Raw genomic sequence first — 12,712 nt, forward strand, 5'->3', positions numbered from 1 at the left:
ATGTTTGCCTGGATACTCGCCTTCCACCTGATTGCCGTCATCTGCTGGTTTGCGGCACTGCTCTATCTGCCACGCCTGTTCGTCTATCATTCGCAAGCCCTGCGTGATGACGATGCGCGCGGCACCCGGCGCTTTCAGCTCATGGAGCGCAGGCTCTACAAGGCCATCATGAATCCGGCCATGATCGCCTCGGTGATCTTTGGCGTCTGGCTGCTGGTGATGGATTTCCAGACCCTGATGGCGGCTGGCTGGTTCTACGCCAAGGCGGTGCTGGTGATTGCGCTGATCGGTTATCAGCATATCTGTCTGGCGCACATCAAGCGCTTTGCCGACGGTACCAACCGTCACGGCCGCAGCTATTACCGGGTCTTCAGCGTGGTTCCGGTGGTGATCCTGCTGGCCGTGGTGATCCTTTCGGAGGTGCACCCCTTCTGATGGCCACGCCTGTCGGTACACCACCCGTGGTGCTGGTGCTGGCCGGCCATGACCCGACCGGCGGCGCCGGCCTGATTGCCGATGCCGAGGCGATCCGGGCGCTGGGCGGCTGGGCGCTGACGGTGCCGACCGCCCTGACGGTACAGACCTCCCGCGACGTCGAGGCCGTCACCCCCTGTGCGGCGGGCGGTCTGACGGCGGCGGCCCGGGCGGTGGCGGCGGACATGCCGCCGGCGGCGCTCAAGGTGGGGCTGCTGGCCGATCTGGCCACGCTCGAGGCGGTGGTCGAGCTCCGTGCCCGCTGGCTGGAACTGCCGCTGGTGATCGATCCCGTGCTGCGGGCCGGCGGCGGGCAGGAACTCTCCTCGGAGGCCCTGCTGGCGGCCTTTCGCCAGCGGTTGCTGCCACTGGCGAGCGTGATTACTCCCAATCTGGCGGAGCTGGCGCGGCTGGCGCCCGGTGCCGGAACGGTGGCGGCGCGGGCCGAGGCGCTGCTGGCGGCGGGGGCCGGGGCGGTACTCGCCACCGGCACCGACGGAACCGAAGGCGAGCAGGTTATCCACACCCTGTTTCGGCCCGGCGGGACGCGACAGTGGCAGTGGCCGCGGCTGCCGGGGCAGTACCACGGCTCGGGTTGTACGCTGGCGAGTGCGCTGGCGGCCGGGCTCGCGGCCGGCCTGCCGCTCGAGCCGGCCTGTGAACGCGCCCAGCGCTTCAGCTGGGCGGCCCTGCGCCATGCCGTGCGCCCCGGTCACGGTCAGGCGCTGCCCGATCGCTGGGCCGGCATGAATGATCTGTCCACACCCGGTGATCGAGATGCATGAGAGCAACTGGCAGCGCGGCGTCTACGCCCTGACCGATGCCACCCTGCTGCCGGATGACGACACCCTGCTGACGGCGGCCGAAGGCGCCCTGCGCGGCGGACTGGCGCTGCTGCAGTACCGTGACAAATCCTCCGATGAGGCCCATCGTTACCGGCAGGCGGCGGCGCTGGCGGGCCTGTGTCGCGAGTTCGCCACGCCGCTGATCATCAACGATGATGTGGCGCTGGCGGCGCGGCTGGGCGTGGGCGTGCATCTGGGACAGCAGGATGCCGCGGTGGCCGGGGCGCGCGAGCGGCTGGGCCCCGGCGTGCTGGTGGGCGCAACCTGCCACGGCAGTCTTGAGCTGGCTGCCCGGGCCCGCCGGGCGGGCGCCAGCTATCTGGCCTTCGGCCGCTTCTTTGCCTCGCGGACCAAGCCCGGCGCGCCGCCCGCCGAGCTGTCGCTGCTCGGCGAGGCCGCCCGGTTCGGGCTGCCGCGGGTGGCCATCGGTGGTATCGATGGTGATCGGGCTGCCCGGGCCGTGGCCGCCGGGGCCGATCTGGTAGCCGTGGTGCACGCCGTCTTCGGCGCCGGTGCCGCGGCCAGCGAGGCCGCCGTACGTGAACTGCGCCAGCGGGCCGGTTTCACGAGCTGAATTCAGTGCCATCGGTGCGCCGGTGGCCCATCCGTTTCGCGAGGAGAGTGCATGACCACTTCACAGCAACAGTTCGAGCGTGCCAGCCGCCGCATTCCGGGAGGCGTCAATTCACCGGTGCGGGCCTTCAAGGGCATGGGGCAGGCCCCGGTGTTCATGAAGCGCGCGCAGGGCCCCTACCTGTTCGATGTCGAGGAGCGGCGCTATATCGACTATGTCGGTTCCTGGGGGCCGATGATCACCGGCCATGCCGACCCCGATGTGCTGGAAGCGGTGCGGTCGCGGGTCGACGACGGACTGTCGTTCGGCACGCCGACGGTCCTCGAGTCCGACATGGCCGATCTGATCTGCGAGATCATGCCGTCGATCGAGATGGTGCGCATGGTCAGCTCCGGCACCGAGGCCACCATGTCGGCCGTGCGGCTGGCGCGGGGCTATACCGGCCGCGATCGGATCGTCAAGTTCGAGGGCAACTATCACGGCCATGTCGATTCGCTGCTGGTCAAGGCCGGCTCGGGGGCCCTGACCCATGGCCAGCCGAGTTCGCCGGGCATTCCGGCCTCGCTGGCCGAGCACACCATCACGCTCTCCTACAACGACATCGAGGGCGTGCGCGAGTGCTTCGCCGAGATGGGCGATTCCATTGCCGGCGTGATCGTCGAACCGGTGGCCGGCAACATGAACTGTATCCCGCCGAGCCCCGGTTTTCTCGAAACCCTGCGCGAAGTCTGCGACGATAGCGGTGCCGTGCTGATCTTCGATGAGGTCATGACCGGTTTCCGGGTCGCGCTGGGCGGGGCCCAGGCCCACTACGGCATCACCCCGGACCTGACCTGTCTGGGCAAGATCGTCGGCGGTGGCATGCCGGTGGGCGCCTTCGGTGGCCGGCGCGACATCATGGAGCAGATCTCGCCGCTGGGGCCGGTCTATCAGGCGGGCACGCTGGCGGGCAACCCGCTGGCGATGGCCGCGGGTATTGCGCTGCTCGACAAGATCCGCGAGCCGGGCTTTCACCAGCGGCTGGGTGAGCGGGTCGAGCAGCTCTGCGAAGGGCTGGAGCGCCATGCCCGCGAGGCCGGGATCGGGCTGATCACCCAGCGCGCAGGTGGCATGTTCGGCGTGTTCTTCACCGACCAGATCCGGGTGGAGAACTTCGCCGCCGCGACCGGCTGTGATGCCGACGCCTTCCGGCGCTTCTTCACTGCCATGCTGACCCACGGGGTCTACATGGCGCCGTCGCCCTTCGAGGCCGGCTTCATGTCCAGTGCCCATGAGCAGGAACATATCGAAAAGACCCTCGAGGCGGCCCGCACGGTGCTGACCGAAATGGCCGGCTGATCTGCGGTGTGACCGGCCCCGTGCCGGTCGCGCTGCCTCATTCACCACTGCCCAGCTGCAACAGGGAGAATCTCTTGTGAGTCAGAGCCTGATTGAAGCGCTGCAGGACAGCACCTGCTACCCCCATCCGGTTTCCGGCGTGTCACTGCGGGAGACGCACATCTCCTGGGTCCTGCTGGCCGGCGAGCACGCCTACAAGATCAAGAAACCGCTCGATTTCGGGTTTCTCGATTTCTCGACCCTGGCGAAGCGCCGCCACTTCTGCGAGGAAGAGATCCGGCTCAACAGCCGGCTGGCGAGCAACATCTATCTCGAGGCGGTGCCGATCACCGGTTCGCCCGAGGCGCCGCGCATCAACGGCGCGGGGGAGGCGTTCGAGTATGCCGTGCACATGCGGGTATTCGACAACGAGGGGCTGTTCGATACGCTGCAGGCCCGGGGTGAGCTGACCGAGGCGCACATGGATGACATGGTCGATCAGCTGGTCGACTTTCACCAGCGTGCCGAGCGGGCCGCCCCCGACAGCGCCTTCGGTACCCCCGAGGTGGTACATGCGCCGGTCGCCCAGAACTTCGAGCAGCTGCATGAGCTGCTCGAGGAGCCGGCCGATCTCGACCGGCTGGGTCGGCTCGAGCAGTGGGCCGACGAGCGCTACGAGCAGCTGGCGCCGCTGATGGCCGAGCGGCTGAAGAACGGTTTCGTGCGCGAGACCCACGGTGACATGCACCTGGGCAATGTGGTGCAGTCCGATGGCCGGGCAGTGATCTTCGACTGCATCGAGTTCAACGATGAGCTGCGCTGGAACGACATCTGCTGCGAGCTCGCCTTTCTGCTGATGGATCTCGAGGTGCGCGGCGAGTGGCGGCTGTCGCATCACGTGCTCGATCGCTACCTGGAGCGCAGCGGCGATTACGAGCTGGTGCGCCTGCTGCCGTACTACAAGGCCTATCGCGCCATGGTGCGGGCCAAGATCGCCATGTTCCGGGTCGGTCAGCCGGGGCTGGATGATTCCGAAAGGGCCGGGATTCATGCCGAGTATCGTCGCTACGCCGAACTCGCCGAGCGCTATACCGAGCTCGAGATCCCCTGGCTGCTGGTCAGCGCGGGCGTGTCGGGCAGCGGCAAGAGCCATTTCACCCAGCAGGTGGTGCATGAGCTCGGCAGCATCCGCCTCCGCTCGGATGTCGAGCGCAAGCGGCTGTTCGGACTGGCGTCCGATGCCGACAGCGACTCCGCCATTGACAGCGGCATCTACACCGCCGAGGCGACCGAGCGGACCTATCAGCGGCTGGCCGAACTGGCCGGCCTGCTGCTGGATGCCGGCTTTCCGGTCTGCATCGATGCCACGGCACTCAGGCGGGCCCAGCGTGACCGGCTGCGACACGAGGCCGAACGGCGCGGCCTGCCGGCCCTGACCATCAGCTTCGAAGCCGATGAAGCGACGCTGCGGCGACGTATCGAGAAGCGGCAGCAGCAGCGCGGCGAGGCCTCGGAAGCCGGCGTCGAGGTGCTCGAGCGTCAGCTCGAGAGCCGCGAGCCCTTCGGTGATGACGAGCAGGGGCAGGTGGTGCATCTGGATACCACCGCCGAAGGCGCCTCGCATCAGCTGGTGAAACTGCTGCGGGAGCGCTTGCAGCTCTCCTGACCGGCCCGCTCGTCCGATTCCGGAGTCTGCCGGAATCGGCTCGGGTCAGCGCCGCATGTTTGACGAGAAGTTGTCCGGCAGCCGGTTCGGCTGCTGGCGCAGCAGATGCAGGGCCTGGGTGCGATTGCGCACCTTGAGCTTGCGAAAGACGTGATAGAGGTGCGACTTGACGGTATGTTCGCTGATCATCAGCCGATCGGCGATATCCTGATTGCTGGCACCGCTGTCGAGCATCCCCAGGATCTCGCGCTCACGCGGGGTCAGTGACGCCAGCGGCGTGCTGGTGCCCTCCTCGTACTGACGATACCAGTAGGCCGTCAGCAGCCGCTCCATCAGCGGCCGTGACAGCCACATCTCGCCCTCCAGCATCCGCACGATGCCCTTGCTGATCAGGCTCAGCGGGTCGTTGCGATAGAACACCCCCTGCAGTGGCACATGCATCAGCAGGGTCATGGCACGATCCTCGTCGGCCATGTTGAAGGCGGCAAAGGCGGTCCGGTCATGGCGATGACCGAGCTGTTCGAGCCAGTGCCGGACGTCGTTTTCCTCCAGATGATCATCATCGAGCAGTACAACCATCGGACCCTCATCGTGCGCGGGATCGATGAAGGCGTCCGATGCCATCAGTGATACATCGCACTCCAGCTGACGGCGCAGATAGTCCAGGAACAGTTCGTTCTGTGGACTGCTCTGGGTGACCATTACGATCGAAGCGTTGGCAGCATCCATGGATAGCCCCGGTTGAGGGTGGAACTTGATGCTCGTGATTCTCTGCGTATAGCCCGTTCGGTGCTCTCTGAAAGAGATGACAAGACAATCGATCAACCGTTTCACGGTTCAGCCTGAAATCTGAACCACTGCCTGTTCGTCTGCGTCCCAGAAAACCGAAAATCCCCGGAAATCATCAGGTTAATTTTAATTAGGTTCAAGCTGTATTCAGTTCGATCCACTAGCCTGGAAAGTCTCTGAACAATAACAGCGGCCTCCCGCCCGCAGCGGGGATGACGCCGATAGCTCGACCGGGAACTGAAGGCAAGGGCGATTATAGAACGAACGTCGCTCCGATGAGAGCGCTATCCCCCTCCCCGGAGGGCTGATGGCGCTTCTTGCACAACGCTTACATCGTCGCAGGGCAAGTACGAGTACTGCGGCGAGCCAATGATGACCGACGGAGGGTTGAGCCGTGGAGTTTCACGAACGCGTCCTGCTGGAAAATCGCGCCTGGGTCGAGGAGATGTCCCGACGCGACCCCGAAGTGTTTACCCGCCTGAATCGCGGCCAGGCACCGGAGGCGCTGTGGATCGGTTGCTCCGACAGCCGGGTGCCCGCCGAACAGATCTGCAATGCCGGACCGGGTGAGCTGTTCATTCACCGCAATGTGGCCAACGTGGTGCGCAGCGACGAGGCCGGTTTCATGGCCGTGCTGCAGTATGCCGTGGCGGCCTTGCAGGTGAAGCACATCGTGGTCTGCGGCCACCATGGCTGTGGTGGCGTGAAGGCCGCCATGGCGGATGCCGCCAGCGGTCTGGAGCACGTGGACAGCCACCTCGCCGGCGTGCGTGACACCTGCCGGAGTGGCCAGGATGAACTGGCTGCCATCACCGACGAGCGTCAACGGGTCGATCGCCTGGTGGAGCTCAATGTCATTGCTCAGGTGCGTGCGCTCGGTGAAATGTTTGTGGTGCGCGAGGCTGCCTGTCCGCCACAGCTGCACGGCATGGTGTATGCGCTGGAGAGCGGACTGCTGCGCGAGATCGTGCGCTGGGAGCGCGGGGCCGGGGCGCCGCTGTTCCCCGAAGCTGCCGAACAGCCGTCCGCCGTGGCCACGGCCTGAGCTCGTCCGGGAACGGAGATGATGCAATGAAGGGACCCTTCTCGCTCGAACACTTCAATCGCGACCTGCCCGCCGGGATCGTGGTCTTTCTGGTCGCCATCCCGCTCTGCCTGGGGATTGCGCTGGCCTCCGGAGCGCCGCCGCTGTCGGGGCTGATTGCCGGCATCGTCGGCGGTCTGGTGGTCTCCTGCCTGAGCGGTTCGGCACTCAGCGTCAGCGGCCCGGCGGCCGGCCTGACGGTGGTGGTGCTCGCGGCCATCGACTCGCTGGGGCTGGGCGGTCTGCTGATGGCGGGTGTGCTGGCCGGTGCGCTGCAGCTGCTGTTCGGCATGCTCGGACTGGGCCGGGTCGGGGCCTATGTGCCCTCGGCGGTGATCCGCGGCATGCTGGCGGCCATCGGCCTGATCCTGATTCTCAACCAGATTCCGCTGGCGCTTGGCTTCGGCCAGGGCAAGGCTCCGTCACTGCTGGCCGTGGGCGAGCTGCTCGGCGGCCTGTCACCCACGGCGCTGCTGATTGCGCTGGTCTCGCTGGCGATCCTGGTCGGCTGGGAGCGCGGTCTGGTGCCGGCCACCCTGCGCCGGATACCGGCGCCGCTGGTGGCGGTCCTGTCGGCCATTGTCATTGATCGTCTTGCCGGTGGCCTCGGGGCCCTGCCGGCGCTGGAGAGCGCCCAGCGCGTGTCGCTGCCGGGGCTCGAGGGGCCGGTGGACTTCCTCGCCCAGCTGCGCCTGCCGGACTTCGCCAGCCTGGCGAACCCGCAGCTCTACATCACGGCCGTGACCATTGCGCTGCTGGCCAGCCTGGAGACGCTGCTCAGTCTCGAGGCGGTGGATCGCATCGATCCACTGGGGCGGCAGTCGCCACCGCATCGCGAGCTCAAGGCCCAGGGGGTCGGCAACATGGTCAGTTCGCTGCTGGGCGGGCTGCCGATGACGGCGGTGATCGTGCGCAGCTCGGCCAACGTCAACGCCGGCGGGCGGACCCGGCTGTCGAGCTTCATCCACGGCATCCTGCTGCTGGCCAGCGTGGCCTTCCTGGCGAGCTGGCTGGAGCTGATTCCGCTGGCCTGCCTGGCGGCGATCCTGCTGCATACCGGTTACAAGCTGGCGCGGCCGGTCATGCTGGTGACCCTCTACCGGGAGGGCTGGAGCCGGTTCATTCCGTTCGTGGTTACCGTGGGCGCGGTGATGCTGACCAATCTGCTGCAGGGCGTGATCATCGGTATCCTGTGTGGACTCTGGTTTCTGGTGCAGGCCAACTACCGCTCGGCCATGGCCTTTACCCGCCACGGTCGGCACTGCCTGCTGCGGCTGCGGACCGATGTCTCCTTTCTGAATCGGCAGGAGCTGCGCGGCTATCTCGAGCAGGTGCCGGATGACGCACAACTGATCATTGATGGCCGGGAGGCCGGTTTCATCGACACCGACCTGTACGAGGATATCGAGCATTTCGTGCAGGGGGCCGGCGCACGCGGGATCCGCGTTGAACTGATTGCGGTCAACGGCCTGTCGGCGACCTATTACCCCGGTGTGGGCGAACAGCCTGCAGTGGCCCCGGGGACCGCTGCCGCGACCGGCTGAGCCGCTGCGGCGGGCCGGAAGGAAGCGGAGGGCGGTCCTGCTGCCCTTCGCTTGCCGTTCAGGCGTCGGAGTGCTGGCGTGCCTGACGCGGCAGGGGGGCCGGCGCGCTGCCCAGATTCTGGCGGACCCAGTTCATGGCCTGAATGCGGTTGCGTACCTTGAGCTTGCGGAAGATGTTGTACAGATGCGACTTGACCGTATGCTCGCTGACGAACAGCTGATTGGCGATATCGGTGTTGGAGGCCCCGGTACCCAGCAGCTTGAGGATCTCCAGCTCGCGCTGCGTGAGACCGTTGGCCGGGCGGTAGGCATTGACCTGCTGTCGCCGGTAGAAGCGGATCAGGCGGGTCATCAGGGTACGTGACATCCACAGTTCCTCGCTGATCAGCTTGGCGATGCCCTTGCAGATCAGTGCCAGACTGTCGCGACGATAGAAGACCCCCTGCAGCCGAAAGGTGGTGGCCAGGCTCAGGGCCTGGTTCTCGTCGACCAGATTGAACGCTGCCAGCGTCAGCCCGGCGTTGTCGGCCGCGGCCAGTTCCTCCCAGTGATACATGTCCTTTTCGTTGACGTGGTCGGCATCCAGCAGCACAACCCTGTGAATGTCGTCATCACTGCCAACGGTTTCGCGCGGTGCCACGGTGGCCACCTCACAGCCGAGCTTGTCGCGTACGTACTGCATGAACAGTTCGCTTTGCGGGTTCATCTCGGTGACCAACAGCACGATAGCTGATGCTTCCTTATCCACGATGCCTCCCCTGTCACATGCTCCCCGATGCCAGGAGCGTGAGCATGCCTGTCGATATACTAATGCGAAATGCCTTCCTGTAAAGATACGTAAAAATCAAATCCGATGTTGCTCCGATTAGCGCATGTTCGCAGTGGCCTATTCAGACTGTAACCTCGGTTGATTCCCAGCTGCCCTGCGCCAGCCTAGAATGGCGGGACGTTTTACGGATCCGGGAACGCAACCCCATGTCTAGTCAGATCATGCCTGAAACCGACAAACGTTCGCTGGTGATTGCCAGCAGCAATGCCGGCAAGCTGCGCGAATTCCGTTCACTGCTCGAGCCGCTGGGACTGAGCGTCACTTCACAGGCCGATCATGCCATATCGGCCGTGGAGGAGACCGGCTTGACCTTTGTTGAAAATGCCCTGCTCAAGGCCCGTGCCGCGAGTGCCGGCAGCGGTCTGCCGGCACTCGCCGATGACTCCGGTCTTGCCGTGGATGCCCTCGATGGCGCCCCCGGCATCTACTCCGCCCGCTACGCCGGCGAGCCAAGCGACGACGAGGCCAACAACCGTCGGCTGCTGGAGGCCATGAGCGAGGTGCCCGAGGGGTATCGTGGCGCACGTTACCACTGCGTTCTGGTCCATTTGCGCCATCCCGAGGATCCGGTGCCTACCATTGTGCACTGCGACTGGGCCGGCGAAATCCTGTCGCTGCCGCGCGGCGAGGATGGCTTCGGCTATGACCCGCTGTTCTGGGTGCCGGAGCAGGGGCTGAGCGTGGCCGAGCTCTCGCCGACGCTGAAGAATCGGCTCAGTCACCGCGGCCGGGCGCTGGCCGCGCTGGTCGAACGGCTGCGTCCTTCATGAGTCTGCCGCCGCTGGCGCTCTACATCCACGTGCCCTGGTGCGTGCGCAAGTGCCCCTACTGCGATTTCAACTCTCACGCCGCAGCCCCCGAGGCCCTGCCGGAGCGGGCCTACATCGATGCCCTGATCGCCGATCTGGACGCCGATCTGCCGCTGGCGGGCGAGCGGCCGCTGACCAGCATCTTCATCGGCGGCGGTACCCCCAGCCTGTTCAGCGGCGAGGCCTATGCCCGGCTGCTGGCGGCGATTCGCGCGCGGCTGCCGCTGAGCGCGGAGACCGAGGTCACGCTGGAGGCCAATCCGGGCACGGTGGAGCGGGCGCATTTCGACGGCTACCGGGCGGCCGGGATCAATCGCCTGTCGCTGGGGGTGCAGAGCTTCGATGATGCCGTGCTCGAACGGCTGGGCCGGATTCACGGCGGTGATGATGCCGAGCAGGCGATCGCGCTGGCCCGCCGGGCCGGTTTCGACAATCTCAACGTCGATCTGATGCACGGCCTGCCGGGGCAGGATGCCGCCGGAGCGCTCAATGATATCGAACGGGCGCTGGCGCTGGCCCCGGAGCACCTCTCCTGGTATCAGCTGACCCTCGAACCCAATACGGCCTTTTACAGCCGCCCGCCGGTACTGCCGGAGGAAGAGGTGCTGGCCGACATCCAGGAGGCCGGCCACGCCCGGCTCGAAGCGGCCGGGCTGGGGCGCTACGAGATCTCCGCCTACTGCCGGCCGGGGCGGGCGTCGCAGCACAATCTCAACTACTGGCATTTCGGCGACTACCTGGGCATCGGTGCCGGCGCCCACGGCAAGCTGAGTGCGCCGGACGGGGCCGGCGGGCTTACCATCGAGCGGCGCTGGAAGACCCGGCAGCCGGAGGATTATCTGCGCCGGCGCAATGATCCCCGTGGTTTTGTCGGGGGGCACCGGAGCATCCCCGAAGACGAGCGGCCGCTGGAATTCCTGATGAATGCGCTGCGGCTGGTCCAGGGGGTGCCGCGTCACGAGTGGAGAGCGCGTACCGGGCTCGACGAAGCCACGCTCGATGCGCACACTGAACGGGCACAACAACTGGGGCTGCTCGAGCGCGGCCCGACGCAGCTGAAGGCAACCCCGCAGGGACTGTTGTTTCTCAATGATCTGCTGGCCATGTGCGATGACGCCGAGGCCGTCTGAGGGCGGCGGGCCATCGCCGGGTCGGATTTTCTGGCAATGGAGCGAGCAAGTGAAAGCAAGGACCGGATGGATCGCATCACTGGCACTGAGTGTGGCGGTGGCGGGCTGCAGTACCGTTAACCCCTATACCGGTGAGCAGCAGACCTCATCGCTGGCCAAGGGCTCGGGCATCGGTGCGCTGCTGGGCGGCGCCACCGGCGCCCTGGCAGACAACGATCACCGTCTCGATCATGCCGCCATCGGCGCGGCCGTGGGGGCGCTGGCCGGCGGCGGCGTGGGCTACTACATGGATGCCCAGGAGGCCAAGCTGCGCCAGAAGATGCAGGGCACCGGCGTGAGCGTGACGCGTCAGGGCAATCAGGTCATGCTCAACATGCCCAGCAACATCACCTTCGCCACCGACTCTGCCAATCTCTCCCAGCAGATTCGCTCGCCGCTGGATGGCGTTCGCCAGGTGCTCGAGGAGTATCAGGATACCCGGGTGCAGATCGATGGCTATACCGACTCCACCGGCTCCGACAGCTACAACCAGCGCCTGTCCGAGCTGCGTGCCCAGGCCGTGGGCAACTATCTCGCCCGCGGCGGGGTCGACTTCAACCGGCTGATCATGAGCGGTCATGGCGAGGACAACCCCATCGCCAGCAATGACAGCGCCCAGGGCCGGGCGCAGAATCGCCGGGTCGAGATCACCCTGGTGCCGACCCAGGGGTGAGCCGGCAGCGCCGGGTCTCATGGCCCGGCGCCATGGCCCCGGTGGTTCATGCGCTGTCGACGAGGGTCGGCAGCGCTTTTTTCATGCGAGGACCCCATGCTTGCCTATCAGCACGCCTATCACGCCGGCAACTTCGCCGATGTGCACAAGCACCTGGCGCTGTATGCGCTGACCGAAGCGCTGATGAAGAAATCCTCGGCCGTGACGCTGGTGGATACCCATGCCGGCCGGGGCAGCTATCCGCTCGATGCCCCCGAAACCCGGCGGCTGGGCGAATACCGCAATGGTGTGCTGCCGCTCTGGCAGCAATCGCCGAGCGGCGATGCCCTGCTGGACGGGTGGTGCCGGCAACTGGCCGCGCATCAGCCGGCGACGGCGCTGAGTGTCTATCCCGGTTCGCCCTGGTGGCTGGCCCGAACACTGCGTGACCGGGATCAGCTGACGCTGTTCGAACTGCACCCCGGCGAACAGCGCCATCTCGATGCCGCGGCCCTGCCCGGCGAGGCCCGCATCCGCCACCGGCATGCCGACGGTCTGGCCGGGCTGGAAGCCATGCTGCCGGTGAAGACGCCGCGGCTGGCGGTGCTGATCGATCCGTCATGGGAGCTGCGCGACGAGTACGCCACGGTGGCGGCGACGCTGGAGCGGGTGATGCGCAAGGTGCGCCACGCCATCGTGCTGGTGTGGTATCCGCTGCTGCCCCAGGGGCGGCACCACACCCTGCTGGACGGGATGAAGCGTCACGGCCTGCGCAAGGTGTGGCGCAGCGAGCTGAGCCGCTTCGAGGCCACCGATCAGCCCGGACTGTATGGCTCCGGGCTGGCCCTGATCAATCCCCCCTGGCAGCTGCCCGAGCGGCTGGACGAGAGCTTTCGGCAGCTGGCCGCCCTGTATGGCCCTCCGGCCACCCATCGCAGCATGTGGTGGCTCGGCGAGTAG

The 12,712-nt window shown here is 66.4% G+C and carries 13 protein-coding genes; 11 read left to right on the forward strand and 2 right to left on the reverse strand.

Annotated features, from left to right (window positions below; translation table 11 throughout):
- The 5 genes from C7446_RS00335 to C7446_RS00355 all read left to right on the forward strand — a co-directional run bounded on the left by C7446_RS00335 (position 1) and on the right by C7446_RS00355 (position 4,876).
- Complete coding sequence (locus tag C7446_RS00335; RefSeq protein WP_121170182.1) at positions 1-435, forward strand: CopD family protein; 435 nt, start codon at positions 1-3, stop codon at positions 433-435.
- Entirely contained in the window at positions 435-1,259 is an 825-nt protein-coding gene (thiD, locus tag C7446_RS00340; RefSeq protein WP_121170184.1) for a bifunctional hydroxymethylpyrimidine kinase/phosphomethylpyrimidine kinase, read from the forward strand. Before C7446_RS00335 ends, thiD begins: the two co-directional genes overlap by 1 nt.
- The gene (gene thiE, locus C7446_RS00345) at positions 1,252-1,893 is read left to right on the forward strand and encodes a thiamine phosphate synthase (RefSeq protein ID WP_121170186.1); all 642 of its coding nucleotides are present in this window, start codon (positions 1,252-1,254) and stop codon (positions 1,891-1,893) included. The genes thiD and thiE overlap by 8 nt, the downstream gene beginning before the upstream one ends.
- Before the next feature lie 51 nt (positions 1,894-1,944).
- Positions 1,945-3,231 (forward strand): glutamate-1-semialdehyde 2,1-aminomutase, encoded by a 1,287-nt coding sequence (gene hemL, locus C7446_RS00350; RefSeq protein ID WP_121170188.1) that lies wholly within the window; start codon positions 1,945-1,947, stop codon positions 3,229-3,231.
- Positions 3,232-3,307: 76 nt separating this feature from the next.
- Positions 3,308-4,876, forward strand: a complete 1,569-nt coding sequence (locus C7446_RS00355) for a bifunctional aminoglycoside phosphotransferase/ATP-binding protein (protein ID WP_121170190.1) — start codon at positions 3,308-3,310, stop codon at positions 4,874-4,876.
- 45 nt (positions 4,877-4,921) lie between these two features.
- On the opposite strand, the gene C7446_RS00360 is transcribed toward C7446_RS00355, so the two are convergent.
- Positions 4,922-5,605: a response regulator transcription factor gene (locus C7446_RS00360; protein WP_121170192.1), complete on the reverse strand. Its 684-nt coding sequence runs from the start codon at positions 5,603-5,605 to the stop codon at positions 4,922-4,924.
- A gap of 454 nt (positions 5,606-6,059) precedes the next feature.
- Between C7446_RS00360 and C7446_RS00365 the strand changes: the two genes are divergently transcribed.
- Together C7446_RS00365 and C7446_RS00370 are read left to right on the forward strand one after the other, a co-directional pair.
- Complete coding sequence (locus tag C7446_RS00365; RefSeq protein WP_121170194.1) at positions 6,060-6,710, forward strand: carbonic anhydrase; 651 nt, start codon at positions 6,060-6,062, stop codon at positions 6,708-6,710.
- Between the two features lie 26 nt (positions 6,711-6,736).
- Positions 6,737-8,293, forward strand: coding sequence for a SulP family inorganic anion transporter (locus C7446_RS00370; RefSeq protein ID WP_121170196.1), 1,557 nt, complete (start codon positions 6,737-6,739; stop codon positions 8,291-8,293).
- Between the two features lie 58 nt (positions 8,294-8,351).
- Here the strand turns inward: C7446_RS00370 and C7446_RS00375 are convergent, their stop codons facing one another.
- Positions 8,352-9,041: a LuxR C-terminal-related transcriptional regulator gene (locus tag C7446_RS00375; protein WP_342768331.1), complete on the reverse strand. Its 690-nt coding sequence runs from the start codon at positions 9,039-9,041 to the stop codon at positions 8,352-8,354.
- Positions 9,042-9,268: 227 nt separating this feature from the next.
- Here C7446_RS00375 and rdgB point away from each other — a divergent pair, with 227 nt between their 5' ends.
- The 4 genes from rdgB (at position 9,269) to C7446_RS00395 (ending at position 12,712) form a co-directional block, all read left to right on the forward strand.
- A complete protein-coding gene (gene rdgB, locus C7446_RS00380; protein WP_245977577.1) occupies positions 9,269-9,892 on the forward strand; it encodes an RdgB/HAM1 family non-canonical purine NTP pyrophosphatase in 624 nt (207 codons plus the stop codon).
- Positions 9,889-11,061: a radical SAM family heme chaperone HemW gene (gene hemW, locus C7446_RS00385; protein WP_121170198.1), complete on the forward strand. Its 1,173-nt coding sequence runs from the start codon at positions 9,889-9,891 to the stop codon at positions 11,059-11,061. Before rdgB ends, hemW begins: the two co-directional genes overlap by 4 nt.
- Positions 11,062-11,110: 49 nt before the next feature.
- Positions 11,111-11,773 (forward strand): YiaD family glycine zipper/OmpA-like lipoprotein, encoded by a 663-nt coding sequence (locus C7446_RS00390; RefSeq protein WP_245977578.1) that lies wholly within the window; start codon positions 11,111-11,113, stop codon positions 11,771-11,773.
- 96 nt (positions 11,774-11,869) lie between these two features.
- A complete protein-coding gene (locus C7446_RS00395) occupies positions 11,870-12,712 on the forward strand; it encodes a 23S rRNA (adenine(2030)-N(6))-methyltransferase RlmJ (RefSeq protein ID WP_121170202.1) in 843 nt (280 codons plus the stop codon).

Origin of the sequence: Kushneria sinocarnis, from assembly GCF_003633775.1 — a bacterium.
Lineage (GTDB): Bacteria > Pseudomonadota > Gammaproteobacteria > Pseudomonadales > Halomonadaceae > Kushneria > Kushneria sinocarnis.